Raw genomic sequence first — 25,906 nt, forward strand, 5'->3', positions numbered from 1 at the left:
ATGTTCGAGAAAGTACTCGTCGCGAACCGCGGCGAAATCGCCGTCCGCGTGATGGCCGCCTGTGAGGAACTCGGCATCGACACCGTCGCCGTCTACAGCGACGCCGACCGCAGCGCTGGCCACGTCGACTACGCCGACGAGGCCTACAACGTCGGCCCCGCGCCGGCCAGCGACTCGTATCTCGACCAGGAGACCATCATCGAGACGGCCCAGCAGGCGGGTGCCGACGCCATCCACCCCGGCTACGGCTTCCTCGCTGAGAACGCCGAGTTCGCCCGCCGGGTCGAGGAGACCGACGACATCACGTGGGTCGGCCCGCCGAGCGACGCCATGCGGACCCTCGGCGAGAAGACGAAGGCTCGAACGGTCATGCAGGAGGCTGGCGTGCCGGTCGTCCCGGGAACGACCGACCCGGTCGAAGACGCCGAGGCCGTCCGAGAGTTGGGCGAGGAGTACGGCTACCCCCTCGCAATCAAGGCCGAAGGCGGTGGCGGCGGCCGCGGCATGAAAATCGTCCGGAGCGCCGAGGAAGTCGACGACGCTCTCGAAAGCGCCAAACGCGAGGGCGAAGCCTACTTCGACAACGACTCGGTGTACGTCGAGAAGTACCTCGAAGCACCGAAACACATCGAGGTGCAAATCATCGCCGACGAACACGGCAACGTCCGGCATCTCGGCGAGCGTGACTGCTCGCTGCAGCGCCGCCACCAGAAGGTCATCGAGGAGGCACCCAGTCCGGCCCTCGATGCCGATCTCCGGGCGGAAATCGGTGAGGCTGCCCGCCAGGGCGTCCGCGAAGCCGGCTACACGAACGCCGGCACCGTCGAGTTCCTCGTCGAGGACGGCGAGTTCTACTTCATGGAGGTCAACACCCGCATCCAAGTCGAGCACACGGCCACCGAGGAGGTGACCGGCATCGACCTGGTCCGGTGGCAGTTGCGCGTCGCCGCCGGCGAGGCGTTGGCCTTCACACAGGACGAGGTCGACATCGACGGCCACGCCATCGAGTTCCGCATCAACGCGGAGAACCCGGCCGAGGAGTTCGCTCCCACGCCCGGTGCGTTGGAGACGTACGACCCGCCGACCAGCATCGGCGTCCGACTGGACGACGCGGTCACACAGGGCGACGAAATCGGCGGCGACTACGATTCGATGATTGCGAAACTCATCGTCCACGCCGAGGACCGCGAGCGCTGTCTCGCGCGGTCGAAGCGCGCCCTCGAACACTTCGACGTCGAGGGTGTCGCGACGACGATTCCGTTCCACCGGCTCATGCTCGACGACGAGGTGTTCGTCTCCGGGAGCCACACCACGAAATACCTCGACGAAGAACTCGACGGGGCGGCCATTGCCGACGCCGTCGACCGGTGGGGCACCGACAGCACCGCCGGCGGCGACGGCCAGCCACGGACAGCCGAACTCGCCGTCGAGGTCGACGGACAGCGGTTCGACGTCGTCGTGGAGGAGGGCCTCACGCCGGCAGCCGACAGTTCCAGCGGAACCGGCGGTGGCGGAAGCGCCGGCGGCGATGCTGGGGGTGGCGGTGGCGCCGCGGCCGCGACGGCCGGTGGCGTCACTGCCGAAATGCAGGGAACCGTCCTCTCGGTCGACGTCGCGGAAGGCGACGACGTGACAGAGGGCGATGTCATCTGCGTGCTCGAAGCGATGAAGATGGAAAACGACGTGGTCGCCTCCACGAGCGGGACCGTCGCGTCCGTTCCGGTTGCGGAAGGCGACTCCGTCGACATGGGCGATACGCTCGTCGTACTGGAGTGATACCAATGCGCATCAGAGTCTCCGACGACACGACCGACGTACAGGCACGGGCGATAGCCGAGGCGATGGCAACCCATTACGGAGACGACGTGACGGTCGTCGACGACGACGGCGCGGTACTCGGCGAGGCGACCTACGACGGCGGCGATGCCGGAAGGTCGGCCGACACCGAACCCATCGACGACGACCTCGGGCCGACCGAACGCGAAGAGACACTCCTCGAGCAAATCGAGGAAATCGAATCGGGAGGCAAAGAGAAGTACAAGGAGCAACTGCCCGAGGAGGGCAAACTGTTCGTCCGGGACCGCATCGACCTGTGGTTCGGCGACGACGGCTTTCTCTTCGAGGATGGCACGTTCGCGGAGTTCGACGCCGACGACGTGCTGCCGGCGGACGGTCTCATCACCGGCGGCGCGGAGTTCGAAGACCGCGATGTCCATTTCATGGCCAACGACTACACCGTCAAACGCGGGAGCATGGCCGCCAAGGGCGTCGAGAAGTTCCTCCGCATGCAGCAACGCGCCCTCAAAACGGGGCAACCGGTGTTGTACCTGATGGACTCTTCGGGCGGTCGCATCGACCAGCAGACCGGCTTTTTCGCCAACCGCGAGGGAATCGGGAAGTACTACTACAACCACTCCCGACTTTCGGGCCGCGTTCCACAGATTTGCGTCCTGTATGGCCCCTGTATCGCCGGCGCCGCGTACACGCCGGTCTTCGCGGATTTCACCGTCATGGTCCGCGGGATGAGCGCGATGGCTATCGCCTCTCCTCGGATGGTCGAGATGGTCACCGGCGAGGACATCGGACTGCAGGAACTCGGCGGCCCGGACGTACACGCGAAACACTCCGGTAGCGCCGACCTCATCGCCGAAGACGAGGAACACGCCCGGGAGCTGGTCGCCCAACTCATCAGTTACCTGCCGGACAACAGCGACGAGGACCCGCCGCGGGCAACGCCGAAGCCGCCGAAGTACGCTCCGAAGGGCATCGACTCGGTGATTCCACAGGAACCCAACAAGGGCTACGACATGTTCGACGTCATCGACCGCGTGGTCGATGCGGGGTCGGTGCTGGAGCTCCGTCCGGAGTACGGCAAGGAGATTATCACGTCGTTCGCCCGAATCGACGGGCGGCCGGTCGGTATCGTCGCCAACCAACCCAACCACCGGGCCGGGGCCATCTTCCCCGATGCCGCCGAGAAAGCCGCCGAGTTCATCTGGACCTGCGACGCCTACAACATCCCGCTTCTGTATCTGTCGGACACGCCGGGCTTCATGGCCGGTTCACAGGTCGAAAAGGACGGGATTCTGGAGCAGGGCAAGAAGATGATTTACGCTACCTCCAGCGCGACGGTGCCGAAGCAGTGTGTCGTCGTCCGGAAGGCCTACGGCGCCGGCATCTACGCGATGTCGGGGCCGGCCTACGACCCCGAATCGACCATCGCACTCCCCTCCGGCGAAATCGGCATCATGGGACCGGAAGCGGCCATCAACGCGGTCTACGCCCGCAAACTCGCCGAAATCGACGACCCCGAAGAGCGCGAGCGGAAAGAACAGGAACTCCGCGAGGAGTACCGCGAGGACATCGACGTTCGCCGGATGGCCAGCGAAGTCGTCATCGACGACGTGATTCCGCCGTCGAGTCTGCGCGAGCAACTCGAACGACGGTTCGCGTTCTACGAGGGCATCGAGAAGGACCTGCCAGACAAGAAACACGGGACCGTTCTCTGAGTATGGCGGGCAAGTACTTCGAGGAGTTCGAGGTCGGCGAGACCATCGAACACGACAAGCGGCGTACCATCAGCGAAAGCGACAACCAGCAGTTTTGCGATATGACGATGAACCAGCAACCGCTCCATCTGGACGCGGAGTTCGCCGCCGACACCCAGTTCGGCGACCGACTGGTCAACGGACTCTACACGATGAGCCTCGCCGTCGGCCTCACGATTCCGGATACGACCGACGGCACCATCGTCGCGAACCTCTCGTATGACAACGTCGAACACCCCAATCCCGTCTTTCACGGGGATACCGTCCGGGTGCAATCGACGGTGACGGATAAACGCGAGACCTCCGACGGCGAACGCGGCATCGTCACGATGCACGTCGAGGTGTTCGCGGTCAACCGCGAAACAGAGGACGGCGAGGAAGTGCTGGTCTGTGCGTTCGACCGAACGGCGCTGTCGCTGAAGAAGGCAAACGTCGAGTAAAGGCACGCACTCCGTCGACGCTCGTAGCGTCGTCAACGCTGGCGTCGACGTTCGCCTGTATTGGGCCTCATCCTTCGAGACGGTAGCGTCGCACGCCGTCGTCGGTCGTCGACTCGATGTTACCCCGCCGTTCCAGTCGTGCGAGCGCGCCGACCGACTCGAAGAGCGTGTACGGGCGTTTTTCGAGGTTCTCGATGCGGGCGTCGGTCACCTCGTAAGCCGTCGCCTCCCCGAGGACTTCCAGCGTACGCCGGCAGTCCGTGGCGAGGGTCTCCAACGACTCGCGGTCCCGCTCGACGACGGCTTGGAGGCCCTCGAAGACGGGGCCGTGGCCGGGATAGACGCAGTCGATGTCCGGCGCAACGGCTTCGAGGGCGTCCAATCCCCGATGGAAGGCGTCTATCGCCTCACGGCAGCCGTCGTCGAGGCCGACGTGAAGCGCAGCGGGGCGGAACGGCTCGACGGCTGTATCACCGGCGAAGAGTCGGTCGCCGTGTCGGAACGCCGCCTGATTCTCCTGGTGGCCCGGCACGTGTATCGCTTCGAACGTGAGACCGCCCACCTCGATGGGCTCGCCCGGGGCGAGTTCGGTGTCGATGTGTTCGGGCGGCAGACAGTTCCGATTCCGCCGGAGCGAATCGACCGCTCGGTCGACCTCTTTTTCGAGGTCGGGAATGCCGACCTCGACCGCGTTCCGACGGACGGCGGCCGCGAGGTCGTCGGAGTCGCGTGTGAGGCGCTCGCGGACGCCCGAAAGCGTGTACACGGTGGGGTCGGCCGCCTCGACGATAGTAGCGACCTGCCCACCGTGGTCGGTGTGTGGATGCGTTATCAGGAGGTGGTCGACATCGGACAGTTCGTAACCCGCCTCGGCGAGCTCCTCTCGGAGCGTCTCGGTGGCTGTCTCCCCGGGTGCGCCAGCGTCGACGAGTATCAGCTCGTCGGCGTCGAGGAGGTAGGCGTAGGCGGTGTCGGGCGGCCACGGGATGTCGAACTCGATACGGTGGACCGGCGGGTCGGCCGTCATCGGACCCGCTTCGCCGGAGGCGGAAATAAAAGGTCCGACTGCCCCCGATACTGCCGGCTCACACGCCGTCGAGCCACGGGAGGTCGATGCCGTCCCGGCGGCCGTCGAGAACCCCGAAGCGCTCACCACGGCGCAGTTCCAGCCACCGGAGCAGCCGTTCGGCCCACAGCAGTTTCCGGGCTTTCGTCGGGTCGACCGTCGGGTCCTCGAAGTCCCATCCCGCGAAGACGAGAGCATCGGCGCCACAGGCGTCCGCGAGGAACGCCGCCCGGTCGCCGTCGGTGAATCCACCGGGGTTGACGACGGGGACGCGTGGCTCGGCTTGCGTCGTCGGCAGCACCGCCGTGGCCTCGAACGTAGGCACCAACTCCCGGAGTGCCTCGACGTTGTCGCCGTGGGCGTGGGCCGCAACCGGTGTCCCCGCCGTGGTCAACTCACGTGCGGTCTCCGGGTTCTTGTCGAGGTCGGTCACCATGCAGTCGACGGCGACACCGGCGTCACGAAGCACGTCGACGGCCGTCGAGGCGGCGACGACGCTATCTGCTCGGCGGGCACGCGAGAGGTCACCGGCCAGCGATGGCCCGGCGCCACAGACTGCGACCGTCCCCGAGAGGTCGAGGTCATCGAGAGCGAGCGGCCGTTCGTCCGCCAATAACTCGACGAGCAGGTCTCTGGCGTGTTCGTCGGCCGCCCGGTCGAACCCGAAATCGGACAGTATCGCCTCGTATGCGGGATTCCACTCCTGATATAGCATCGCCACTACGGGACGTAAAGACTGGGCCCAGAGCGCACCAAGGTACCCCTACCCAGATGTGCCCTCCGGGCTTCCAGTCGGTCATTCCGGTCGGTCTGGCATAAGCTTTCTTGTACTGAATGCCAAGCGTCCGACATACGTCAGACTACTCCAGAGACGCCGATATCTCCATTAAAGCGTTTTGGGCAGATTTCGGTCCCGAGCGAACGACCGCCCGGAGCGACCGGAGTTCCGCCGCGGTTCCGACGAGTAAAAGGCCGTCACCACGGAAGACACGGACTCCCTCGGTCGAAGCGCGTCTGGCGACGTAACGTTCGGCGTCCTCCGGTAGCCGGAGTTCGAAGGCGCGAGTCGTAACTGCGGGTTCCTCTTCGGAGTCGGTCACGCGGTCGAGGTGTCGGGCGAACTCCCCATCCGTTGTCACGTCTAACTCCTCGACGGCGATTTCGGGGTCCCGGAGCCGGTCGCGTCGGAACTCGTAACCGACGAGGGCGGCGTCGCGTGTCTCGGCGACGTCGTGGGTTCGGACGACGTGGGCGCCGCGTTCGACCGCCATCGACGTGGCCGCAAGCGACACCGGCAGCGCCTCCTCGGTGTCCCGTCCCGCGAGTTCTCGGAGGAAGTTCTTCCGGTTGATGGAGACGAGAATCGGTCGGCCGTAGCCTCGGAACTCCCGCAGTCGGTCGAACGTCTCGCGGTCGTCTTCGAGGGTCTTCGCTTCCGACCACCCGCCGAAAGCGGGGTCGACGAGCGTCTTCTCGGTGAAGCCGTTCATCGACAGCGCCTCGTAGATGTCGTCGGGGTCCTCGACCGCACCGGGACGTTCGAGGTCCGGCGGCGAGGCCATCTTCGAGACGGCCACGTCGTACTCCGAGCACACACGGGGCATCTCGGGGTCGGCGAAGCCACAGATGTCGTTGACCATCTCGAAGCCCGCATCGAGAGCCGCTTCGGCGACCTCGTGATACCGCGTCTCTATCGACCAGACGGCGTCACCGGAGGTCGATTCAAGCGTCTCGACGGCGGTGTCGAGTCGGTCGAGTTCCTCTTCGGCCGACAACACCTCGAAGCGCTTGTTCGCCGACTCCAGCCCCACGTCGACGATGTCGGCGCCCTCGTCGATGAGTTCGCGGTCGACGTACTCGGCGGCCTCGCCGGCGTCGTCGAACACGCTCGGGTCGTACGGCGACTCTTCGGAGACGTTCAACACGCCCATGATTCGCGGCGGGTGGTCGTCGCCGATGGAGAGCCCTGCGGCGTCTACCGTTCGCATACCTCGAATTCGGGGGCCGGCCGCTAAAGGCGTCGGGTATCGGCAGCCGACGACGCCGCCGCGGACGGACGCGCTTATACGCTCCCGTCACGAAATCCCGCCCATGGGAAAGGTCTCCATCGCGCTTCGGGGATGGCGCTTCGACGAGGAGGAGGTGTTCGACGAGAACGACGACATCCGACCGCTCGAGGAGATGAGCGAGGAGACGCGTCGGCGTCTCATCCGACTGCGCGTCGTCGCCGGCGAACCGTGTGACGTGTGTTGGCTGCTCAACGAGAAGAAGGCCGACTGCAACGTCGCCCGCATCGTCTACGGCGAACCCCTCTCGGAGGTACTGCTCTGTCCGGAACACGAACCCCACTTCCTCTACTGGTTCCGGGAAGGTCCCGGACAGCGTGCGAAGGGTGATTCCGACTTCGCGGACCTGTTCCACGAATGGTTCGCCGCAGGCAACCGCGCACCCGACGACTACGAGGGACTGGAGTACGTCGACACCGAACCCGACGAGATTCCGACGCCCGAGATGGGCGAGGACGTGCCGGAACTCGAGGAGGCAATCGAGGATCTCGACGACGAGGACCTCGACGCCATCGGGATGGACTACTCCGACATCACGTAGATGGTCGACATCGCAGTCGCCGTCGTCGGCGCCGAAACGCCGGGGAACGTCGGCACCATCGCCCGCGGGATGAAGAACTTCGGGCTCTCGGAGCTGTATCTGGTCGACCCGCCCGAACTCGACCCCGAGGGTGAGGCCTACGGCTTCGCCGGTCACGCACGCGAGGACGTGTTGCCGAACGCCCGTGAGGTCGACTTCGAGTACCTCGTCGAGAACTTCTACACCGTCGCCTGCACCGCGACGACCAACGAGGACGCACGCAAACACGTTCGCTACCCGTTCGTCGAACCCGCCGACCTCACCGACGAGTTGGCCGGCCTCGACGCCGACGTGTGTATCGTCTTCGGCCGCGAACGCGTCGGTCTGCTCAACGAGGAAATCGCCCGATTAGACCGAGTCTGTTCGATTCCGGCCAGCGGCGAATACCCCGTCCTCAACCTCGCTCAGGCTGCAACTATCGTCCTGTACGAACTCCGTGAGTTGACCGTCGAGGAGACACAACATCCCGAAAACGAACACGTCCGCGCCGAGGAACACGAAATCGAGGGACTGTACGAGACGTTCTCGGAGTACCTCCACGACGTGGGGCACCCGGAGGAGAAAATCGAGAAGACCGAACGGCTGTTCCGCCGACTCATCGCCCGTGGCCAGCCGACCGGGCGGGAGGCACGGACGATGCGGGGCGTCCTCCGGCGCGGCGCGCTACGGGCAACCGGAGAGATTCCCCGCGGTGACGAGAACGACGAGAACGACGAGTCCTGAGAAGTCAGCTCCGCTTTCCGATTTCCTCTCGCAGCAACTCCGAGACGACTTCGCCGTCGGCCTTTCCGCGGAGGGCGCCCATGCATTCGCCCATGAGCCCCGAGAACGCGCCCATCCCCTCGGCTTCGACCTGGTCGGCGTTCCGTCCGACGACCTCCTCGACGACCTCCCGAACTTCCTCGCGGTCGACGCCGGAGAGGCCGGCCTCCTCGATGGCTTCCTCGGCCGACAGCGACCCGTCTGCGGCCAACTCCGAAAGCACCGGACCGATACCCTCGTTGGCCAACTCGCCGTCCTCGACGAGTTCCAGCACCGAGAGCAACTGTTCTGCGGTGAGGTTTCCGACGGGCACGTCGTCGCGTCTGAGTTCCGTCAGCGTCGATTCGAGCGTGCCGGCGGCCGTCGTCGGGTCGATGCCGCGGTCGACGGCCTCCTCGAAGGTGGACATGTGTCGGCCGTAGGCGACCTGGTCGGCCAGTCCTTCGCCGAGGCCCAACTCCGATTGATAGCGTTCGACTTTCTCGGTGAGCAGTTCGGGCGTCTCAACGGTAGAGGGGTCGGGTTCGACCGGCGGCACGTCCGTCTCGGGGTACATCCGCGCCGCGCCGGGCAGCGGCCGGAGGTACCGAGAGGTGCCGTCCTCGTTTGCCCCGCGGGTCTCTTCGGGCACCTCGTGGATGGCGACTTCCGCGCGGTCGGCGACGGCATCGATGGCCCCCTCGGCAACCTCGGCGTCGGCCGCCACCAGCGCGACGGCGTCGTCGGCCTCGGCGTCGACGGCCTCACGAAGCGCCTCGACCTCGGCGTCGGTGACGCCGTAGGCCGGCAGTTCGTCGGTGTGGAAGATGCCGCCGGTACCGTGGCGTTTGGCGTGGTCGGAAAACTCCGTGCCGAGGCGGCGGTCGGGCTGGATTTCCCGGCCGACGAGGCCGTCGAATCCTTCGAGTCGGACGGCGTAGACCGCTTCGGCACCGGCGATTACGCCGCTGTCAGTGTCTTCGAACACGCCGCTTACGTCCTGCGGTTCGGCGACCGACGCGTCTCTCGCCTGCAGTTCCTTGGCGATGTCGAGTAACGCGACCTGTCGGCCGACCTCGCCCTCGACGAGGTCGTCGATGTCGTCGAGGCTCTGGACGCCTTTCATCTCGACGCGGGCACCCTCGGCGATGGAGACGTTCACGTCCTGTCGGATGGTGCCGAGACCGCGTTTCACCTTTCCCGTCGAGCGCAGCAACATCCCGATTCGCTCTGCGGCCTCCAGCGCCTGTTCGGGCGATCGGATGTCGGGTTTGGTTCCGATTTCGACGAGCGGGATGCCGAGACGGTCCAGTCCGTAGGTGACGCCACCCTCTCGCTCCTCGATTCGTGCGGCGGACTCCTCTTCGAGCAGCATATCCGCGATGCCGACCGAACCCTCCGAGGTGGTGATTTCGCCGTCGGTGGCGACGAGCGAGGAGCGCTGAAAGCCCGAGGTGTTCGAGCCGTCGACGACGATTTTCCGCATGACGTGGGCCTGGTCGACGACCTCACAGTCGAGCAGGGAGGCGATTTCCATCGCGGTGTCGAGTGCCTCGCCGTCGAGGCGGTGCGGTGGCTCGTCGTCCTCTTCGACGAGACAGGTGGTGTCGAAGGCGAGATACTCGAACTCTCGGTCGACGCGGGACTCCTCGAGGGCCGCCTCGTCGAGTTCGCCGAGTTCGGATTTCGTCGGGTGGAGGTATCGCGTGAACGACCGGACCGACTCCTCCGGTTCGCGGCGCTCCGTCGGACAGTTACAGAAGAGTTTGGTCTCGGTGTCGAGTTGCTGGTGAATCTCCAGCCCCGCGACGAGACCCAACTCCTCGTAGTCGTAGCTCATTACGAACCGCTCCGATGGGCAGCGTCAAAAAAGACACCATCCGCGGGACCGACGGAGCGACGGACGGTCCACGAGTGCTCAGAACTCGCCGGCTTCAAGCGCGGCGTGAAACACCATTCCCAAGGCGAGGTGCTGGCGAGCGGCCTCGGCGACCTGTCTGCGAGCGGCGTCGCCGTCTGCGAGGGTGTACTCCTTCGTCTTGACCAGTTCGCGCTGTTCGAGTACGTCGCCGTCACAGAGGCCGTGGAGCCGTGGATAGACGGTACCCGGGCTGAGAACGGTGTCGAACTCGCTTGCGAGGTCATCGAGCAGTTGCTTGCCGTGGGTGTCCGAGGCTCGAAGCCCCACGAGCGACAACAGCAGTTCGTCCAGCGACGTTTTGACGTAGGATTCACCGAAGGAGAACCGGCCGCGGTCGGCCACCGACGATTCGACATCGGCGACGAGTTCCGCTACGGCACTGCCGGAGGCGGCGGACTCGTCTTCGCCGGTGAGTTCCGCTTGCAGACGGTCGATACTGATTTGCGGGCTCGATTCAGAGCCGGACTCCATCGGGTTCATGTTGCCGTAGAAACCCCGTGTGTACATAACCCATCAACCCCGTTTTCTCCGGCAGAAAACCCGCCAAAGGATTTATATAAAATACGCATGTATCCGGTTGATTCACCCTGTTTTGTATTAGTGGTTGGAGGGGTTTCTCACAGGGGACTTCTCGAAAGCCGAAGCGCTTTCGTCCTCAGTCGTCGCCGAGGATGACCCGCTCGGTCATCGCACGCGGGTCGAGGACGTCGTCTGCCTCCGCCTCGGTGAGGTAGCCCTCCTCGATGGCGACCTCACGGACGGTCTTTCCCTCTGTGAGAGCCTGTTTTGCGACCTTCGAAGCCTTGTCGTAGCCGATGGCGGGGTTCAGCGCCGTCGCGAGCGCCATCGTCTCCTCGACCTTCTTCCGGCAGTGGTCAGCGTTGGCTTCGAGTTTGCCGACGAAACGCTCGCCGAAGACGGCGGCGCTGTTGGCGATGAGGTTCGCACTCTGCAGGAAGTTGTACGCGACCACCGGCTTGTAGAGGTTGAGGTCGATTTCGCCGCGGGCCGCGCCAGCGGAGACGGCGGCGTCGTTGCCGACGACCTGCTTGTGGACCTGATTGACCGACTCGGCGACGACCGGGTTGATTTTGCCCGGCATGATCGACGAGCCGGGCTGGTTCTCCGGCTGTTCGATTTCGCCGAGGCCGTTTCGGGGGCCGGAAGCGAGCAGTCGGAGGTCGTTTGCGATTTTGTTCATCGATCCGGCGACCGTCCGCAGGGCACCGTGGGCCTCGTTCATCGCGTCGTGGGCCGCCTGTGCCTCGAAGTGGTTGTCGGCTTCACGGAACTCCAGGCCCGTCTCCGAGGAGATGTACTCCGCGGCGAGGCCGGGGAACTCGGGGTGGGTGTTCAGACCCGTCCCGACGGCGGTGCCGCCGAGGGCGAGTTCGCCGAGGTGGTCCCGCGTCGCGGCGACGCGCTTGATTCCTTTCTCGATTTGGGTCCGGTAGCCGCCGAACTCCTGTCCGAGACGGACGGGCGTGGCGTCCTGCAGGTGGGTTCGGCCGGTCTTGACCACGTCGTCGAACTCGCCTTCCTTCTCGGCGAGTTCGTCCGCCAGCGTCTCCAGGGCCGGAATCACGTCGCGCTCGACGGCCTCCAGTGCGGCGACGTGCATCGCCGTCGGAATCACGTCGTTGCTCGATTGGCCGTAGTTGACGTGGTCGTTGGGGTGAATCTCCCGCGTACCGATTTCGCCACCGAAAATCTCGGTGGCCCGGTTGGAGAGAACCTCGTTTACGTTCATGTTCGAGGAGGTTCCCGAGCCGGTCTGGAACACGTCGACGGGGAACTGCTCGTCGTGGTCGCCGGCGATGACCTCGTCGGCCGCCTCGACGATGGCGTCGGCCTTCTCGGACTCGAGGAGGCCGAGTTCCTCGTTGGCCTTCGCGGCGGCCTTCTTGACGATGCCGAGCGCACGGATGAACCGCCGCTGGAAGGTCAGCCCCGAGATGGGGAAGTTCTCGACGGCGCGCTGGGTCTGGGCGCCCCAGTAGGCGTCCGCCGGCACCTGCATCTCGCCGAGACTGTCGCGTTCGGTTCGGAACTCCTGGTCGTCGGACATACGAGAGGCGTCGCGTCGGGGCACGTAAAAATCACCGAATCCGCCGCGAGCGCCGAGCAACGTCGGCCGTCGTTACTCCTCGGGCGTCCGCGTCGTCAACTCCAAGGCGTGGACGTCGGTCGTCATCGCCTCCCCGAGGGCGTCGTAGACGAGGTCGTGCTGTTCGAGCAGCGACAGTCCCTCGAAGGCCGGCGAGACGACCGTCGCCCGGAGGTGGTCGTCGTCGTGGTCGCCGCGGGCACGCTCGACGGTCGCCTCACACTCCTCGATTGCCGCCTCGATTGTTTCCTCAACGTCTTCCGGTGTCATACTGCCGTGTGTGTCTTCGATTCACCTACGTCCATCGGTCCAGGCCGGTCTGGACGACCGACTCCTCGATGCGCTCGAAGCCGCGTTCGACCTCCTCGGCCGGAACCTCCCACATGTCGGTGACGAACCGCTTTGCCGCCTCGATATCCGGGTCGATGTCAGTGTCGTAGTCGTAGTCGTCGGTCACGTTCGGGTCCAGAAACATCGCTCGAATGCGGTCGGCGTGGGCGATGGACTCCCCACGGGCCGCCAGTGCGCCGTCGAGGTCGCCGTGTTCCCGGATGAGTTTCACGGCCGTCTTTGGGCCGATTCCGGAGATGCCTTCGTTGAAGTCCGTCCCCATCAGGATGGCGGCGTCGACGAGTCCTTCCCACGTCAACTCGTGTTCTTCGAGCGTCGCCTCGAACTCCATACACTCGGGGTCGCCCTTGCTCGTCAATCCCCGCAGCGTGTAGGGAGCGCCCAACAGCAGCGCGTCGTAGTCCTCCGAACCGACGTAGTCGGCATCGCCGTATCGAGCCATGTGGGCCGCCTGTGCCTCCCCTTCGGCAGGCGCCTCGACGACCGGCACGTCGAGCAACGCAAGCAGTTCGCGGGTCGTCTCCTGTATCGTGTCGGTGAGTCGCTGGGTTCGGGATTCAAGGGCCGCGATTTCGGCCGCTTCGGAGTCCTCGCGTTCGCGGGCCTCCGCGAGTTGTTCCTCGTAGGTCTCCCGCTGTTCGCGACGTTCTTGGACCTCGTCGTCTTTGAGTTCGGTGACGCCGCCGTCGAAGACGAACACGGGCGTGATGTCGTGCTCGAAGAACTTCGGAAGCCCCTGAACGACGCCGATGAGGTTCGCGACCTCCTCGCCGTCGGCCGTAGTGTAGGCCTCGCTTCGGGTGAACTTCACCGTCGTCGTCAGATACCGATACAGCCAGTTGTGGGCGTCGATGGCGACGACCGATCCGGCCAACTCCTCGAAGGGTTTCGGCTCGATGACCGCCAACTGCCGGATGTCCGCGTTTCCCATTGGCGGCCGTTGGCCCGCCGAGCGCTTGAATCCCCCGCCACGCCGGAGTCGTGGGGTTTTCCTCGGCCGGTGCCGTACGCTGGGGCAATGGACCGGGAGCGAACGGTCGACAGGGCGGCACTGCTAGTCTTCGTCGCAGTCTCCGTACTCGGCCTCGTCGTTTTCCGCATCGCCGTCGGCTGGTCTGTCACCGAACCGTATCTCGAAGGGACCATCGTCGAAGTCGTCCCACCGACCGTGTGGATATCCGTCGTCCCCGTCTTCGTCCTCGTGGGAGCGCTCGCCGCGCTCCTGTTGTACCGACTCAGCGGTGTCAGGATGCCGGGCAGCCGATTTCGGTAGCGCTCACCCGGACGGCGCGGGCGGCTCCTCACCGCGTTTTCGCTCCAGAAACGCCCGTTCGTCATCGGAGAGGTCACGCTTTCGGTACCGGTCGAGCCCTGCGCGGTATCGGGCCGTCGAGCGCTCCGCCGGCGCGTGGGCGGGGCGTTCCAACACCAACTCGGCGATGCCGGTCTCCTCGCCGGTGAAGGCAAACCCCGCCCGGTACAGCGCCTCGTAGGCGAAGGGGTTGTTGACCGCGATGCGGACGCGCTCGTAGCCCCGGGCAGCCGCTCGCTCGACGACGAACCGACAGAGTCGCGGGCCGATTCCCTCGCCGCGACGGTCGTCCCGGACGGTGACGTACCGGAGCCACAGCGTCTCCGAGTCGGTTCGGTCGGCATTGAACGCGACGGCAGCGACCACGCTGTCGTCGAACTCGCCATCGGTCGACTCGCCTTCGCGAACGACTGCCTTTCCCGTGTTCGACATGACGAACTTCCCGGCGTAGCTGAACCGCCGGTAATCGAGTCGGATCGTGGGGCCGTCGGCCGGCCAGCCGAGGAGTTCGGGGGCCGGGAACTCGGAGGCCATACCCGACCGACGGGGGCAACGGAGTTATGCCCGGCGCTCGATTCCCCGACAATGAGTTGGGACGTTCGCGCCTTCGATACCTTCGCGCCGCTGTACGACATCTTCATGCCACCGGCCGACACGCTCGCGCTCCGGAAAGGGCTGGTCTGTGCCGACCGCGAACTCGAACGAATCGTCGAGGTCGGCGGCGGTTCGGGACGAGTGGCCCAGGAGGTGGGGGCCACCGTCGTCGACCCCGCCGAGGGGATGCTCCGACGGGCTCGTGGCCGCGGCCTCGAAACCGTCCAAGGCGTCGCGGAATCGCTACCACTCGCAGACGGCTCGGTCGATGCCGTCCTCATCGTCGACGCGTTCCATCACTTCCCCGACCATGAGGGTGCCTTGCGCGAGGCCGCCCGCGTGCTCGCCCCGGGCGGCGTCCTCGTCATCTCGGAGTTCGACCGCTCGACGCGCCGAGGGCGACTGCTCGACGTTGGTGAACGACTCGTCGGGTTCGATTCGCGGTTCTACACGGCGGCGGAACTCCAAGCCGCAATCGACGATGCCGGCCTCGACACTCGGCCGCTCGAGTACGGCTTCGAGATGACTATCGCGGGCGTCAAGGAGTGAGAAGGGACCGACCGTCTCAGCTGATTTTGAAGTAGAGGAACCGCCACACCGTCAGCACGAACGCGCCGCCGACAAGCATGATGCCGGCGAAGATGGGGTCGAAACCGCGGTTCGGAACAACGAGGACACGGACGACGATGCCGACGATGGCGGCGGGCACCCACGACCGGATGGCGAGCGGAATCGAGGAGTTCGGCGCCGACCCACCGCCCGGCGAGTACGCCCCGACGAGCGGCGCACAGACGAGCCACCCGAGGATGAACGGCCCGGCGGCGTAGAGGTAGATTATCGGTTCGGCCTGCAACCGCTCCATCGGCGTGTGTTGAAGCGTCCCGACGAGTAGGAACGCCATCAGGACGACGATATCGCCGACCGCAATCGGCCACGTACTCGCGTCGAGTCGCTGTTCGAGGAACGACTGGTCTGCCATGAGCGAGGCTTCGAGGCCACCCCTTCAAGTCCTTGCGGATTGTCCTGCGGTCACTCCGTCGGGTCGGCGTTCAGCCCCGACCCGGATGGCGGCCGGAGAACGAGTGCGGCCAACCCCGCGGCGATAGCGAGGGCGCCGCCGAGCGTGAAGGTGGGAATCCAGCCGAACGAAGCGACGAGGAAGCCGGCGACGGTGCCGGCGAAGACGCCGCCACCGACCTTCGCGGTGTAGATGACCGCGTAGTTGCTGGAGGAGTACTCCGAGCCGTAGTAGTCGGCTATCATCGCTGGGAAGTAGACGTACAGCGGCGAGGAGAAGAACATCGCGCCCATCACCATCGCGACGAAGACGATGCCGGCGTCGGCGCTGCCGGCGGCGATGAGGCCGAGACGGAACAGGCCGGCGAGGACGAACGAGACGACCATCACGTGCTTGCGCTCGAAGCGGTCGGAGGCCTCACCCAGAATCATCCGGGAGACACCGGCAGCGATGGGGAGAAGGGTTGCCGCGGCGGTGGCGACGACGGCGGCGAATCCGAGGTGTTCGGCGAAGCGAACGACGTTCGCGATGACGAGCAAGTCGGCGCCGGCGGTCGCGATGAACATCGCATACAGCAGCCAGAACTGCCAGGTCTTCAGCATCTCTCTGGTCGTATAGGAGCGACCGCGCAGCGACGCCGCGAGGTTCGAGCGGTCGGCGTTGTCGTCATCGTCCTCCAAACCGAGCCAGTTCGAGGGCGGGTCACGGAGGAGAACCGCACCGAGGAGCAAGACGAGGAGGATGACGATGCCGACGTTGCGCAACACGTCGGCGTAACTGGCGACGGTCGCGTTCGCCCGGACGTAGGGAACGACGAGTGCGCTGCCGCCGGCGAAGGCCATCGTCCCGATACCGGTCGTGAGTCCGGTTCGGTCGGGGAACCACTTGACTGCGGTGTTGACGGCGACGGTGTAGACGATACCGACGCCGACCGCACCCAGCGAGTAGAGGACGTACAACTGCCAGATGCTGTCGGCGTAGGCCAACCCGACGTAGCCGCCGCCGGCGAGCAGCGCCGCGAGAAACATCAACAGTCGCGGGCCGCGGCGGTCCCGCCACCAGCCAGCGGGGAACTGCGACAGCGACTGGAAGACGACATAAAACGAGAAGACAGCACCGAGCGCCGGCAGGGCGATGTCGAGGCTCTCTGCGAGCGGCCCTTCGATGGACGACCAGACGTACTGATACGGGCTAACGGCGGCCATCATGCCGGCCGCGGCGACGATTTGCCACCATCGCGAGAAGCCGAGTATCTCCCGTGCTCGCCCGTCGTAGTCGACTTCGGACGGGCTGTCGGGACCGTCCGACGACGCGTCATCACTCATTGCCCGGCGGTTGTCGTGGCCACGATATAAGCGAACGGACTCACGCCCACCCGTCGTAGAGCGGCTAGGGGCGGTCGGCAGACCGGCCGGGTGCTTTTCTTCTATAACCTCTCTATAAGTTATGGAAATTTTTCTTGCCACCTTTACAGAGCCAATTCGTTGTTTCTGCATTGAATATCAGATGATTTTGAAAAATGTTTAAGTAACAATCAGCAGTAGTTTACGGCGTATTATGACGGATTACTACGACATCGTTCTCGGGCTCATTCCCGCGTCGTTCGCCGGCCTGACCGCCGTGTTCCTCCTCGCCGGGTTGTCGTTGTCCGTCTCGATTCCGTTGGCGTCAGTGGCTGCGGTCGGTCTCATCTACCATGCGCTGTTCGTCAACGCGCCCGTCGCAACGACTGCCGGAGACGACGAACCCACCGCCGAGGCGCCGCCAGCGGGCGCCACTGCCGACTAGTCGCAGTCCCTAAGCGGGCGCCGCCCGAAGCGTCGGTATGACGGACGTTCTGTTCCTTCGAAGCGACGAACTCGCAGGTCTTGCGACGCCCACGGAGTACGTCGAGTGGGTTCGCGCCGGCTACGAGAGCCACGGCTTGACCGGCACCGCCGAACCGCGGACGAAACTCGTCAACGGCGACCCACCGGGGATGTGTACCGGCTACCTCGCTATCCTCCCGGAAGTCGGCGGGATGGGCGGGTACACCTACGCTGCCGGGTTCGGCGACGGCGACGTACACTTCGCGTTGCCGCTGTTCGATGCCGAATCCGGCCGGATGCTCGCGTTGCTCGATGGGGCGTCGATGAACCCCTTCAAGACCGGCGCGACCGGCGCCGTCGCGGTCGACGAACTGGCACGCGAGGACGCGAGTACCTGTGCGGTCGTCGGGTCGGGCGCACAGGCACGAGGGCAATTGAAGGCCACCGCGACGGTTCGGGACTTCGAGACGGTTCGCGTGTTCTCGCCGACACCGGAGAGTCGGGAGTCCTTCGCCGCCGACTTCGACGACCACCTCGCGGCCGACGTTACCGCGGCAGATTCCGCGAGTGCGGCCGTTTCGGGAGCCGACGTGGTCATCACGGCGACGAAGGCCTCCGACCCCGTCTTCCACGACGACGACCTTGCGGACGGTGCCCACGTCACCGCGATGGGCCAGTACGACCTCGGGAAGCAGGAAATCAGTGCCGAGACGGTCGCCCGTTCGACCTACGTCCCGGACCTCCGGGAACGAGCGTTCCAGGACGCCGGCGCGTTCCTCGCGGCGCGGGACGCCGGCGTCGTCGACGACGACCACATCCACGCCGAGTTGGGCGAAGTCGTCGCCGGGTCGGCGGAGGGTCGGACGAGCGACGAGGAGGTGACGGTGTTCGACAGCGGTGGAACCGGCATCGAAACCGTCGCGGCGGCGTGGGGACTGTACGAGCGGGCGAAAGAGCGCGGTCTCGGCGAGACCATCGAGTTCGCGCCCGGAAGCGAGGCGCTGACCGGCGAGTAGTCAGACTCGCTCGCGGACCGTCCGGACGATATTCAAGTCGTCGTCGAGTCGGACGCGGAGTTCCTCCTCGCCGGCCGGGAACGTGACTTCCACGTCGAGTGGGTCACGGGACTCGACGGTCGTGTACTCCCCCGTTACGCAGGGTTCGATGTCCCAGTAGGGGCGAGTCTCGACGTCGACGCCGTGGTCGGCGTAGAACGACTCGACGACTGATTTTCGGAGCGCGAGCGACGCGAAGGACGTGCCCGAGCGGTTCGTACAGACGGTACACTCGAAGCCGACCAGCACCTCGAACGGGAGGTGGTTGTCCGGTTCGAAGAGGTATCGCTCCGTCTTGCCGCCACAGCTCGGACACACCCCGTTGGCCGCGAGCATCATTCCCGTGGTCGCCCAGCGACGGTAGGCTTCCATCAGTTCCTCGGTGTCGCGGTTCTGCAGCGCACTCGGCGGGTAGTCGATGGAGAGGATTCGCTCCTCGCAGTCGGTACAGCGAATCGTCACTCGCTCGTCGTCGTAGACGCCCTCCAGCGCCCCACCACAGGCGTAGCAGGACCCCTCGACGGAGAACGGTCCGACCGTCGCGGTGTCGGTGAGCGTCCCCGAAAGGACGGTCTCGACGACCCGTTTGCCGTGATACCGGAGTTCGTAGCCGTCGTCGGTGCGGCGGATGAAGTGGCCGCGAAGGCGGTCGAGGTGATAGTTGAATCGGCCGCTGTCGTCGACATCGGCGCGTTCGCGAAGTTCGGAGAACGACACCGGACGCCGGTCGTCTTTGAGCGCCTGCAGAATCGACAGCCGCACGTCGTCGCCGAGTATCTCGAACGCCTCGGCCGGCGAGAGCCGTTGGCTCGACATACGCCTACTCCTCGGCGGTCGCCCTTAAGCCTCAGCAGAAACGTGTTTCTGTCAGACGTACGGCGTCAGGCCGACGGCGTCGACGAGAGCGATGCCGGCGACGAGCGCCCCGAGGAGGTACCCCGCGATTGCACCGCCGTTGAGCAGCGGCAGCCCTGCGTGGGCACGCCCTTTCATCACCATCCACATGAGGACGAGCAGTCCGACCGTCGTGCCGAGGACGGCGCCGAGTGCGGGAACGGTGACCGCGAGTCCGGGCACGTCCAACAGCGGCGCGTCGCCGGGGCGGAAAAACGCCGCCGACGCGACGAGAATCGAGGGGATGACCGCATCGCCCAACCCGATGAAGAAGGCGTCGCGCTCGAACGGTTCGGGTGGCTCCTCCTCTTCCTCGGTGTCGTCACTTTCAGCCTCGGAAGTCTCCTCGTCCTCATCGTCGTCCGAAATCGTCTCCGGCCCCTCCTCTTCGAGGAACGAGTACGACAGCGTCAGCGGAATCACCAACACGACCGGCAGTCGGAGGTCCATCACACCCGAGGCCAGCGTGAGCATGTGTTCGGTGCCGTACACCGAGATGGCGTCGTACACTGCCAACACGACGAGCAAGACGAGGGCGGGGAGAAGTCCGAAACTGATGCCGAACAGCCCCGCCGCGCCCGCTCCCATGACGATACCGGCGGCATCGATGACGTACCACTCGGGGTAGGCGAGCAGGCCGACACCCAAGCCGAGTGCGGCACCGACCGCCAAGACGTTGAGACCGCCGACCGTGACCACGGCGGGAATCACGACCGAGAAGACGTAGAACGACAGGAACACCGACGCGAAGACGATGAGTCCCTGGAGGAGTTGGTCGACGCCGAACTTCAGCGCGACGAGCATCACCGCCGTCGCGACGAGGATGGCGCCGATGTACAGCACGCTGTTGGTCGGGTCGGAGGGGTCTTCGACGGTCTGGTAGCCGGCTTCCATGAACGGCTCAACGAGGGCGAGGGCGCCCAACTGGACGAGGAGGAAGACGCCGACAGTGGCGGCGACGGCAACGTAGGCCCGCTTCATACCCTACGGTCCGGTGGCGGTCGTTTGGGCGTTGCGGTCTCCGAACGGTCCCTCACCGGGCGTACAGTTTCGTCCCGAGCAACAGCGGGAGGTCGACGCCGTCGTCGGGCGAGACGGCGATGTAGGGGCGGTCGACCGGCCCGAACACGTCGACGACGCGGCCGACCGAATCGAGGTCCTGGTCGACGACTGCGGCCCCCATGTCCGGGTGGTCGTCGTCGGGACAGCGGACGACGGCCAGCCCCTGGGCGGTCCTGACGACCTCGCCGACGCGTTTCATTCCCGGAGGGCGGAGACGTACGCCGCGACGGCCCCGAGGAGGTCGGATTTCGTGGCGTCGTCGGCGTCCTTCACGAGGACGCGACCGCGGGGTTCGTACTCCCGTGGATACGTCTTTTCGCGCTCGATGACGGCGTCGTAGCCGACCTGCTGGACCGCGCTGGCTATCTCGTCGACGGTGGGTTCCGGAATGGCGAGGTCCGCGGGGACGCGCCGGCCCTCGCTACGCGATAACTCCGCGTCGAGATAGGCGGGCCAGATGACGTTCTCGACCATAGTCGACGTGGGCGACGGCGGCGTAAAAAGAGGGCGGTTACGGCCGACGGGCGAGGAGTGCCACGGCGGCGAGTGCGACTACTGCGACGAGTCCACCGAAGCCCGCGCCGTCGCCATCAGTCGAGTCGGTCTCGGTCGTCGACGGCTCCGAGTCGGCCGGCGTCGCGGTCGGCGTCGCCTCTGACTCCAGTTCGGCCTCCGAAAGCGCCTCGGCGATTGACTCCAGTGCGATGGCGATTCGGGGCGCCGGTTGGCTGAGGTAGTTGCCGTTGATGGCGACGACTTGGTCGTTCTGGACCGCGAACGTCGACTCGTAGGCGGCCGTGTTCGGGACCCGCCCCTCGTCGTCTGCGACGATGATTACTTCGGGGTTCCACTCCACGAGAGCCTCGTCGTTGATTTGGCCGTATCCCTCGACGCCGTTTTCGGCGGCGACGTTGACGCCGCCGGCGGTCGTGATGAGTTCGCTGATGAAGGTTCCCGACCCGGCGGTGAAGTTGTCGGTGAAGTGTAACACGCGCGGCGACTCGTAGGCGTCGGTGCCGTTGCGGACCGAATCGATGCGGTTCCAGTACTCCTCGTTGGTCGTCTCGGCGGCCTCACAGGAACCGACGAGTTGACCGGTCAGTTCGGTTTTGTCCGCGACGAACTGCAGGGAGTTGCCAAAGCCGAACTTGTAGACGGTCTGGTTGGCCTCACGGAGGCTCTGGACGGTCTCGTCGGGAACGACGTTCGGTGCCAACACGATGTCGGCGTCGAGTTCGACGACGGCCTCCTGGTTGACGGAGAAGCCGTCGTCGTTGAGGACGTTCGTCTTTCCGTCGATGCCCTCGAGATAGTCGGTGTAGGGGCCGACCGGGGCGCCGACGACGCGGTCCTGGGCGTCGAGTTCCCACAGCGTCTGGGCCGCACTCGGTTGGAGGGCGACGATGCTGTCGGGCCGTTCCTCGACGGTCACGTTCGTCCCCGTGGCATCGGTCGCGGTGAACGGGAACGAACAGTCGGCGTCTCCCTGTGTGGTCGCGCCCACCGCAGGGGCGGCGGCCGCAGAGAGCGCGACGACGAGAAGCGCCGTGACGAAGACGGCAGTGTAGCATCGAGTCATCGAGCGAACAGAGAGACGAGGGCAATAAGTATTTGGCTAATCCAACCGCAGTTGTGCCTATGGTCTTCCGACGGGCGCTGGCGTGGTCGGCGGGGTTAGCCCTGCTGTTCGTCGCCGTCGTGCTCGTCAGCGCGACGCTCGGCTACGCCGACATCACGCCGCTGTCGGTCGCCTACGTCGTGCTCAACGCGGTCGCGGTGCCGACCGTCGACACCTCGGGGATGGCGTGGGTTCACCCCTTCGAGTTCGCGGTGCCGGCGACGACCACGACTATCGTCCGGGAGATACGACTCCCACGCATCGTTCTCGGGGGCGTCGTGGGGTTCGCACTCGCGTTGGCCGGCACCGTGATGCAGGGGTTCTTCCGGAACCCGATGGCTGACCCCTCGATAATCGGCGTCTCGACCGGCGCTGCCGTCGGTGCGGTCGCCTACATCGTCTTCGGCGCGGCGCTCACGTCGGCGATTGGGGGTATCGTCCCCCAAATCGTCGCCGGGTGGGGACTGCCCGCCTTCGCGTTCGTCGGGTCGGTCGTCACCGCCTTCGGCGTCTACCTCATCGCCAGCGAAGGCGGCCGAACCCCCGTTGCGACGCTGCTTTTGGCCGGCGTCGCCATCCAGACGTTCCTCGGGGCGGTCATCTCGTACATGCTGTTGCACGCTGGCGACGGCCTCGAAGGGGCCGTCCACTGGCTGATGGGCCACCTCCAGTACAGCAGTTGGTGGCGGGTCCGAGTGGCGTTGCCGGTCGTCGCCGTCTTCTTCGTCCTGCTGTTGGCGTACGCTCGGGATTTGAACGTCCTGTTGCTCGGCGAGGACGACGCCCGAACACTCGGCATCGAAGTCGAGCGCACGAAGCGCGTGCTGCTTGCGGCTTCGAGCATCGTCACCGCCGCCGCGGTGGCCGTGTCGGGTGTCATCGGGTTCGTCGGCCTCATCGTCCCGCACGCGATGCGACTCGTCGTCGGCCCCGACCACCGGATACTGCTCCCGACGAGTGCGCTGGCCGGCGCCGTCTTTCTGGTCGCCACCGACACCGTCGCCCGGATGGGACCGGCGGAGATGCCCGTCGGCATCATCACCGCGGCGCTTGGGGCACCGTTCTTCCTGTATCTGTTGACGAAACGGGAGGTGCACGCGCTGTGATATCTCTCGACACCGTCGGCGTCGAGTTGGGCGAGACGACCGTCCTCGACGGCGTCTCCCTATCCGTCGACGATGGGCAGTTCCTCGCGCTCGTGGGGCCGAACGGGGCGGGGAAGACGACGCTTCTCCGGACGTGCAACGGCCTGCTGTCGCCATCTCGGGGAACGGTCACCGTCGACGGACGGAATGTTTCGGAACTGTCGGCCCGAGAAGTCGGCCGACTCGTCGCGACGGTGCCACAGGAGACCAGTTTGGCGTTCGATTTCGAGGTCTCCGAGGTGGTCGCGATGGGGCGGACGCCACATCGCTCGCGGTTCTCGACGGCGAGTGAGGCCGACCGGGCCGCCGTCGAGTCGGCGCTCGACCGGACCGACACGGCACAGTTCGCGGACCGCTCGGTGAGCGCGCTGAGCGGCGGCGAACGCCAGCGAGTCGTCTTCGCCCGCGCCCTCGCACAGGAGACGCCGGTGTTACTGCTCGACGAACCGACCGCGAGCCTCGACATCAACCATCAGGTCCGAACGCTGTCGTTGGCTCGTGACCTCGCGGCGGAGGGAAAGACGGTCGTCGCAGCCATCCACGACCTCGACCTCGCGGCGCGGTTCTGCGACAGCGTCGCGTTGCTCTCCGACGGGGAGATTCTCGCCAGCGGCCGGCCCGAGGAGGTCCTCGACGCCGAGCGTCTGGAGACGGCATTCGGCGTCCGGAGCGCCGTCGGGACGAATCCCATCACGGGAACGCCGACGGTGACGCCGCTTTCGGACGCACCGCCGGGCGAAAAGCACGTCCACGTTCTCGGCGGCGGCCAGCGGGCCGCTCGGACCATCGGTCGATTGGTCGACGCCGGCATCGAGGTGACGGCGGGCGTCCTCCCGGAGGGTGACGCTGCGGCGTCGACCGCTCGAAGCGTCGCGAGCGACCTCGTCACGGCGCCGCCGTTCGGTCCCGTCCCTGAGGACCGGATTCGAGCAGCGAGTTCGCTGGCCGAGCGCGCCGACGCGACCGTCATCGCCGCCCCGCTCGACGACGCGAACGCGACGGTGGCCACGGCCAGCGCTCGACTCCTCGCTCTCGAAGGCGTCGAGACGCCGAACGGACGGGCGGAGGTCGTCACCAAGACCGAGTTGGAGGCCGCGGCCGGGGCGACACCGCCGACTCACTCGCCGACGAAGCGGTCGTAAAACAAATCGACGAGGCCCGCAGCCACCATCATCGGGAGGAAAAGCGAGAAGACGACGACCAACGCCAGCGTGGCGGCCATGGTGTTCGTCGGCGGGTAGACGAGCGGCCAGACGGCAGCGAGCGGTTCCCGAAACCACACGACCGTCACGGCCAACGCGAGAAGTCCCGAACCGATTCGGGCGGCGTCACGCCGCCGGTCGGGTGACCGCGGGTCCTCGAAGGCGGAATCCATGACTCCTTTTACCGGGGAGGCGCCCTACCACTTTCGCTCGAAGTGCTTTGTTCCTTGTGAACAATCGACACAGTTTTGTGGGTCCCTCTACTAATAGCCAGAACGGAGGCAAACAGAATGTCGACGAGCCCCGATTGGACCCATCCGGCCGACGAGCGAATCCTGCGATTCCTCTCGGAGAACCCACCGGACTACGTGCCGCTCATCGCCAATCGGCTCGGGATGCACCTCGGCTACGTCGAACGGCGCGTCGACACGCTCGTCGACCACGGATTGCTCGAACCGGTCAGTGGGGAAGTGATTTACGCGGTGACCGAACGGGGCGAACGCTACCTCAAAGAGGGCGCCGTCGCCGTCGCCCCGAGCGACGACTAAACCGATTCTCGCTCGTAAAAATCAGTTCTGCCGTGTCGAACGGGCCTCCCGTACCTCGGCCCCGTCCCGCAACTTGTCCTCGCAGTTCGGACAGACACGTACCGACGACATCTCTTGCGGTGCGAACACACGGACGTAATTCTCCGTCACGAACCCTTCGCAGTTGCGGCAGTGTGGCATACGTTAGACGGGTAGTACCCAATCACAAGTATCTTTCCCCTGACCGGTGAAAAATACGTCCTCGTGGGGGCGACACGTTCAAAACGTCAGTTCGTTCCCACACTCCGTACAGGTGAACTCGAAGGTGTTCTCCTCGGTGAGCGAGAGACCGTGACCAGTCTCCTCGCCGCACTCGCTGCAGGGCATCACCGATTCGATGGAGTCCCAGTCGTGTTTCGAGGAGGGCGCGCCGAAGGCGAATCCGACCACCGGGTCGTCGTTGTCGGCGTCGTTGGAGCCCTCCTGGAACTGCCCGGGCGGGAACCGAATCACTTCGCCGGCACCGACCGAGACCGATTCGGTGGCGTCGGTGCTGGGTTCGTCCGCGACCTCGAAGGTCGCCTCCCCGGACTGGACGTAGAACACCTCCTCTTGGTCGTGGTGAGTATGAAGCCCACCGGAGAAGGATTCGCCGGGTTCGAGTTCGAAGTAGTTCATCGCAAAGTGGTCGGTGCCCAGCGCATCCGAGACCGGTCGTCTGACGCTGTGGACGCCCAGCGGACTCAACTCGATGTCGACGTCGTCGATGGCAACCTTACGCATGCGTCTTCCAGTTGTCCCGTCGGTATAAACAGTTTCCCGGTTGTAGACGGTGCGAAAATACCCGTGGA

Annotated in this window: 31 protein-coding genes; 12 read left to right on the forward strand and 19 right to left on the reverse strand. The window is 65.6% G+C overall.

Annotated elements, in window-relative coordinates:
* The 3 genes from NMP98_RS06115 to NMP98_RS06125 are packed head-to-tail and all read left to right on the forward strand — an operon-like array spanning position 1 to position 3,988.
* Positions 1-1,776 carry an acetyl/propionyl/methylcrotonyl-CoA carboxylase subunit alpha gene (locus tag NMP98_RS06115; RefSeq protein ID WP_254860648.1) on the forward strand — a complete coding sequence of 592 codons (1,776 nt, stop codon included), beginning with the start codon at positions 1-3 and terminating at the stop codon, positions 1,774-1,776.
* Positions 1,777-1,781: 5 nt separating this feature from the next.
* Complete coding sequence (locus NMP98_RS06120; RefSeq protein WP_254860649.1) at positions 1,782-3,509, forward strand: acyl-CoA carboxylase subunit beta; 1,728 nt, start codon at positions 1,782-1,784, stop codon at positions 3,507-3,509.
* Positions 3,510-3,511: 2 nt separating this feature from the next.
* Entirely contained in the window at positions 3,512-3,988 is a 477-nt protein-coding gene (locus NMP98_RS06125; RefSeq protein ID WP_254860650.1) for a MaoC family dehydratase, read from the forward strand.
* 67 nt (positions 3,989-4,055) lie between these two features.
* Here NMP98_RS06125 and NMP98_RS06130 read toward each other — a convergent pair whose 3' ends face one another.
* The 3 genes from NMP98_RS06130 to folP form a co-directional block, all read right to left on the reverse strand.
* Positions 4,056-5,015, reverse strand: coding sequence for an MBL fold metallo-hydrolase (locus tag NMP98_RS06130; protein WP_254860651.1), 960 nt, complete (start codon positions 5,013-5,015; stop codon positions 4,056-4,058).
* 58 nt (positions 5,016-5,073) lie between these two features.
* Entirely contained in the window at positions 5,074-5,769 is a 696-nt protein-coding gene (locus tag NMP98_RS06135; RefSeq protein ID WP_254860652.1) for a 6-hydroxymethylpterin diphosphokinase MptE-like protein, read from the reverse strand.
* Positions 5,770-5,914: 145 nt separating this feature from the next.
* Positions 5,915-7,042: a dihydropteroate synthase gene (folP, locus tag NMP98_RS06140; protein ID WP_254860653.1), complete on the reverse strand. Its 1,128-nt coding sequence runs from the start codon at positions 7,040-7,042 to the stop codon at positions 5,915-5,917.
* Between the two features lie 103 nt (positions 7,043-7,145).
* Between folP and NMP98_RS06145 the strand changes: the two genes are divergently transcribed.
* Together NMP98_RS06145 and NMP98_RS06150 are read left to right on the forward strand one after the other, a co-directional pair.
* The gene (locus tag NMP98_RS06145; protein ID WP_254860654.1) at positions 7,146-7,661 is read left to right on the forward strand and encodes a DUF8114 family protein; all 516 of its coding nucleotides are present in this window, start codon (positions 7,146-7,148) and stop codon (positions 7,659-7,661) included.
* Positions 7,662-8,423: an RNA methyltransferase gene (locus tag NMP98_RS06150; RefSeq protein WP_254860655.1), complete on the forward strand. Its 762-nt coding sequence runs from the start codon at positions 7,662-7,664 to the stop codon at positions 8,421-8,423.
* Positions 8,424-8,427: 4 nt separating this feature from the next.
* Here NMP98_RS06150 and gatE read toward each other — a convergent pair whose 3' ends face one another.
* The 5 genes from gatE to fen form a co-directional block, all read right to left on the reverse strand.
* On the reverse strand, positions 8,428-10,281 hold the full coding sequence (gene gatE / locus NMP98_RS06155) for a Glu-tRNA(Gln) amidotransferase subunit GatE (protein ID WP_254860656.1): 1,854 nt from the start codon (positions 10,279-10,281) through the stop codon (positions 8,428-8,430).
* A gap of 78 nt (positions 10,282-10,359) precedes the next feature.
* Positions 10,360-10,869 (reverse strand): helix-turn-helix transcriptional regulator, encoded by a 510-nt coding sequence (locus NMP98_RS06160; RefSeq protein WP_254860657.1) that lies wholly within the window; start codon positions 10,867-10,869, stop codon positions 10,360-10,362.
* 148 nt (positions 10,870-11,017) lie between these two features.
* Complete coding sequence (locus tag NMP98_RS06165) at positions 11,018-12,430, reverse strand: class II fumarate hydratase (protein ID WP_254860658.1); 1,413 nt, start codon at positions 12,428-12,430, stop codon at positions 11,018-11,020.
* Positions 12,431-12,502: 72 nt separating this feature from the next.
* Entirely contained in the window at positions 12,503-12,739 is a 237-nt protein-coding gene (locus NMP98_RS06170; protein ID WP_178916881.1) for a BolA/IbaG family iron-sulfur metabolism protein, read from the reverse strand.
* 25 nt (positions 12,740-12,764) lie between these two features.
* The gene (gene fen, locus NMP98_RS06175; RefSeq protein ID WP_254860659.1) at positions 12,765-13,751 is read right to left on the reverse strand and encodes a flap endonuclease-1; all 987 of its coding nucleotides are present in this window, start codon (positions 13,749-13,751) and stop codon (positions 12,765-12,767) included.
* Between the two features lie 87 nt (positions 13,752-13,838).
* On the opposite strand from fen, the gene NMP98_RS06180 reads away from it, so the two are divergent.
* A complete protein-coding gene (locus NMP98_RS06180; RefSeq protein ID WP_254860660.1) occupies positions 13,839-14,093 on the forward strand; it encodes a hypothetical protein in 255 nt (84 codons plus the stop codon).
* 3 nt (positions 14,094-14,096) lie between these two features.
* On the opposite strand, the gene NMP98_RS06185 is transcribed toward NMP98_RS06180, so the two are convergent.
* The gene (locus NMP98_RS06185; protein ID WP_254860661.1) at positions 14,097-14,666 is read right to left on the reverse strand and encodes a GNAT family N-acetyltransferase; all 570 of its coding nucleotides are present in this window, start codon (positions 14,664-14,666) and stop codon (positions 14,097-14,099) included.
* Between the two features lie 51 nt (positions 14,667-14,717).
* On the opposite strand from NMP98_RS06185, the gene NMP98_RS06190 reads away from it, so the two are divergent.
* A complete protein-coding gene (locus NMP98_RS06190) occupies positions 14,718-15,275 on the forward strand; it encodes a class I SAM-dependent methyltransferase (RefSeq protein WP_254860662.1) in 558 nt (185 codons plus the stop codon).
* Between the two features lie 16 nt (positions 15,276-15,291).
* On the opposite strand, the gene NMP98_RS06195 is transcribed toward NMP98_RS06190, so the two are convergent.
* Positions 15,292-15,705, reverse strand: coding sequence for a DUF3054 domain-containing protein (locus tag NMP98_RS06195; protein ID WP_254860663.1), 414 nt, complete (start codon positions 15,703-15,705; stop codon positions 15,292-15,294).
* 50 nt (positions 15,706-15,755) lie between these two features.
* Positions 15,756-17,069 (reverse strand): MFS transporter, encoded by a 1,314-nt coding sequence (locus NMP98_RS06200; RefSeq protein WP_254860664.1) that lies wholly within the window; start codon positions 17,067-17,069, stop codon positions 15,756-15,758.
* A gap of 232 nt (positions 17,070-17,301) precedes the next feature.
* Between NMP98_RS06200 and NMP98_RS06205 the strand changes: the two genes are divergently transcribed.
* Both NMP98_RS06205 and NMP98_RS06210 read left to right on the forward strand, forming a co-directional pair.
* A complete protein-coding gene (locus NMP98_RS06205) occupies positions 17,302-17,532 on the forward strand; it encodes a DUF8015 family protein (protein ID WP_254860665.1) in 231 nt (76 codons plus the stop codon).
* A 37-nt stretch (positions 17,533-17,569) separates the two neighbouring features.
* Positions 17,570-18,568 carry an ornithine cyclodeaminase family protein gene (locus NMP98_RS06210; protein WP_254860666.1) on the forward strand — a complete coding sequence of 333 codons (999 nt, stop codon included), beginning with the start codon at positions 17,570-17,572 and terminating at the stop codon, positions 18,566-18,568.
* Here NMP98_RS06210 and NMP98_RS06215 read toward each other — a convergent pair whose 3' ends face one another.
* Genes NMP98_RS06215 through NMP98_RS06235 form a run of 5 tightly spaced genes read right to left on the reverse strand, consistent with a single transcriptional unit; the run spans position 18,569 to position 22,142 of the window.
* Entirely contained in the window at positions 18,569-19,423 is an 855-nt protein-coding gene (locus NMP98_RS06215) for a winged helix-turn-helix domain-containing protein (protein WP_254860667.1), read from the reverse strand.
* A 51-nt stretch (positions 19,424-19,474) separates the two neighbouring features.
* Positions 19,475-20,482, reverse strand: coding sequence for a presenilin family intramembrane aspartyl protease PSH (locus NMP98_RS06220; protein WP_254860668.1), 1,008 nt, complete (start codon positions 20,480-20,482; stop codon positions 19,475-19,477).
* Positions 20,483-20,534: 52 nt separating this feature from the next.
* Positions 20,535-20,762 carry an H/ACA ribonucleoprotein complex subunit GAR1 gene (locus NMP98_RS06225; RefSeq protein WP_254860669.1) on the reverse strand — a complete coding sequence of 76 codons (228 nt, stop codon included), beginning with the start codon at positions 20,760-20,762 and terminating at the stop codon, positions 20,535-20,537.
* Entirely contained in the window at positions 20,759-21,037 is a 279-nt protein-coding gene (gene srp19, locus NMP98_RS06230) for a signal recognition particle subunit SRP19 (RefSeq protein ID WP_254860670.1), read from the reverse strand. Before srp19 ends, NMP98_RS06225 begins: the two co-directional genes overlap by 4 nt.
* A 37-nt stretch (positions 21,038-21,074) precedes the next feature.
* Positions 21,075-22,142, reverse strand: coding sequence for a PGF-CTERM-anchored ABC transporter substrate-binding protein (locus tag NMP98_RS06235; RefSeq protein WP_254860671.1), 1,068 nt, complete (start codon positions 22,140-22,142; stop codon positions 21,075-21,077).
* Between the two features lie 59 nt (positions 22,143-22,201).
* Between NMP98_RS06235 and btuC the strand changes: the two genes are divergently transcribed.
* Both btuC and NMP98_RS06245 read left to right on the forward strand, forming a co-directional pair.
* The gene (gene btuC, locus NMP98_RS06240; RefSeq protein WP_254860672.1) at positions 22,202-23,287 is read left to right on the forward strand and encodes a vitamin B12 ABC transporter permease BtuC; all 1,086 of its coding nucleotides are present in this window, start codon (positions 22,202-22,204) and stop codon (positions 23,285-23,287) included.
* A complete protein-coding gene (locus NMP98_RS06245) occupies positions 23,284-24,468 on the forward strand; it encodes a heme ABC transporter ATP-binding protein (RefSeq protein ID WP_254860673.1) in 1,185 nt (394 codons plus the stop codon). The genes btuC and NMP98_RS06245 overlap by 4 nt, the downstream gene beginning before the upstream one ends.
* Here the strand turns inward: NMP98_RS06245 and NMP98_RS06250 are convergent.
* Positions 24,444-24,701, reverse strand: coding sequence for a hypothetical protein (locus NMP98_RS06250; protein ID WP_254860674.1), 258 nt, complete (start codon positions 24,699-24,701; stop codon positions 24,444-24,446). The two genes, NMP98_RS06245 and NMP98_RS06250, sit on opposite strands and share 25 nt — an antisense overlap.
* Before the next feature lie 117 nt (positions 24,702-24,818).
* Between NMP98_RS06250 and NMP98_RS06255 the strand changes: the two genes are divergently transcribed.
* Positions 24,819-25,076 carry a helix-turn-helix domain-containing protein gene (locus NMP98_RS06255; RefSeq protein WP_254860675.1) on the forward strand — a complete coding sequence of 86 codons (258 nt, stop codon included), beginning with the start codon at positions 24,819-24,821 and terminating at the stop codon, positions 25,074-25,076.
* Between the two features lie 21 nt (positions 25,077-25,097).
* Here NMP98_RS06255 and NMP98_RS19600 read toward each other — a convergent pair whose 3' ends face one another.
* Positions 25,098-25,256, reverse strand: coding sequence for a DUF7563 family protein (locus NMP98_RS19600; protein ID WP_438269628.1), 159 nt, complete (start codon positions 25,254-25,256; stop codon positions 25,098-25,100).
* 78 nt (positions 25,257-25,334) lie between these two features.
* Entirely contained in the window at positions 25,335-25,838 is a 504-nt protein-coding gene (locus tag NMP98_RS06260; RefSeq protein ID WP_254860676.1) for a cupin domain-containing protein, read from the reverse strand.
* Positions 25,839-25,906 lie beyond the last annotated feature (68 nt).

It is taken from the genome of Natronomonas gomsonensis (assembly GCF_024300825.1).
In the GTDB taxonomy this organism is placed as follows: Archaea; Halobacteriota; Halobacteria; order Halobacteriales; family Haloarculaceae; genus Natronomonas; species Natronomonas gomsonensis.

Coding starts and splice junctions, on each gene's coding strand:
- NMP98_RS06115 (WP_254860648.1), top strand. CDS start 1: ATGTTCGAGAAAGTACTCGTCGCGAACCGCGGCGAAATCGCCGTCCGC.
- NMP98_RS06120 (WP_254860649.1), top strand. CDS start 1,782: ATGCGCATCAGAGTCTCCGACGACACGACCGACGTACAGGCACGGGCG.
- NMP98_RS06125 (WP_254860650.1), top strand. CDS start 3,512: ATGGCGGGCAAGTACTTCGAGGAGTTCGAGGTCGGCGAGACCATCGAA.
- NMP98_RS06130 (WP_254860651.1), bottom strand. CDS start 5,015: ATGACGGCCGACCCGCCGGTCCACCGTATCGAGTTCGACATCCCGTGG.
- NMP98_RS06135 (WP_254860652.1), bottom strand. CDS start 5,769: ATGCTATATCAGGAGTGGAATCCCGCATACGAGGCGATACTGTCCGAT.
- folP (WP_254860653.1), bottom strand. CDS start 7,042: ATGCGAACGGTAGACGCCGCAGGGCTCTCCATCGGCGACGACCACCCG.
- NMP98_RS06145 (WP_254860654.1), top strand. CDS start 7,146: ATGGGAAAGGTCTCCATCGCGCTTCGGGGATGGCGCTTCGACGAGGAG.
- NMP98_RS06150 (WP_254860655.1), top strand. CDS start 7,662: ATGGTCGACATCGCAGTCGCCGTCGTCGGCGCCGAAACGCCGGGGAAC.
- gatE (WP_254860656.1), bottom strand. CDS start 10,281: ATGAGCTACGACTACGAGGAGTTGGGTCTCGTCGCGGGGCTGGAGATT.
- NMP98_RS06160 (WP_254860657.1), bottom strand. CDS start 10,869: ATGTACACACGGGGTTTCTACGGCAACATGAACCCGATGGAGTCCGGC.
- NMP98_RS06165 (WP_254860658.1), bottom strand. CDS start 12,430: ATGTCCGACGACCAGGAGTTCCGAACCGAACGCGACAGTCTCGGCGAG.
- NMP98_RS06170 (WP_178916881.1), bottom strand. CDS start 12,739: ATGACACCGGAAGACGTTGAGGAAACAATCGAGGCGGCAATCGAGGAG.
- fen (WP_254860659.1), bottom strand. CDS start 13,751: ATGGGAAACGCGGACATCCGGCAGTTGGCGGTCATCGAGCCGAAACCC.
- NMP98_RS06180 (WP_254860660.1), top strand. CDS start 13,839: ATGGACCGGGAGCGAACGGTCGACAGGGCGGCACTGCTAGTCTTCGTC.
- NMP98_RS06185 (WP_254860661.1), bottom strand. CDS start 14,666: ATGGCCTCCGAGTTCCCGGCCCCCGAACTCCTCGGCTGGCCGGCCGAC.
- NMP98_RS06190 (WP_254860662.1), top strand. CDS start 14,718: ATGAGTTGGGACGTTCGCGCCTTCGATACCTTCGCGCCGCTGTACGAC.
- NMP98_RS06195 (WP_254860663.1), bottom strand. CDS start 15,705: ATGGCAGACCAGTCGTTCCTCGAACAGCGACTCGACGCGAGTACGTGG.
- NMP98_RS06200 (WP_254860664.1), bottom strand. CDS start 17,069: ATGAGTGATGACGCGTCGTCGGACGGTCCCGACAGCCCGTCCGAAGTC.
- NMP98_RS06205 (WP_254860665.1), top strand. CDS start 17,302: ATGACGGATTACTACGACATCGTTCTCGGGCTCATTCCCGCGTCGTTC.
- NMP98_RS06210 (WP_254860666.1), top strand. CDS start 17,570: ATGACGGACGTTCTGTTCCTTCGAAGCGACGAACTCGCAGGTCTTGCG.
- NMP98_RS06215 (WP_254860667.1), bottom strand. CDS start 19,423: ATGTCGAGCCAACGGCTCTCGCCGGCCGAGGCGTTCGAGATACTCGGC.
- NMP98_RS06220 (WP_254860668.1), bottom strand. CDS start 20,482: ATGAAGCGGGCCTACGTTGCCGTCGCCGCCACTGTCGGCGTCTTCCTC.
- NMP98_RS06225 (WP_254860669.1), bottom strand. CDS start 20,762: ATGAAACGCGTCGGCGAGGTCGTCAGGACCGCCCAGGGGCTGGCCGTC.
- srp19 (WP_254860670.1), bottom strand. CDS start 21,037: ATGGTCGAGAACGTCATCTGGCCCGCCTATCTCGACGCGGAGTTATCG.
- NMP98_RS06235 (WP_254860671.1), bottom strand. CDS start 22,142: ATGACTCGATGCTACACTGCCGTCTTCGTCACGGCGCTTCTCGTCGTC.
- btuC (WP_254860672.1), top strand. CDS start 22,202: ATGGTCTTCCGACGGGCGCTGGCGTGGTCGGCGGGGTTAGCCCTGCTG.
- NMP98_RS06250 (WP_254860674.1), bottom strand. CDS start 24,701: ATGGATTCCGCCTTCGAGGACCCGCGGTCACCCGACCGGCGGCGTGAC.
- NMP98_RS06255 (WP_254860675.1), top strand. CDS start 24,819: ATGTCGACGAGCCCCGATTGGACCCATCCGGCCGACGAGCGAATCCTG.
- NMP98_RS19600 (WP_438269628.1), bottom strand. CDS start 25,256: ATGCCACACTGCCGCAACTGCGAAGGGTTCGTGACGGAGAATTACGTC.
- NMP98_RS06260 (WP_254860676.1), bottom strand. CDS start 25,838: ATGCGTAAGGTTGCCATCGACGACGTCGACATCGAGTTGAGTCCGCTG.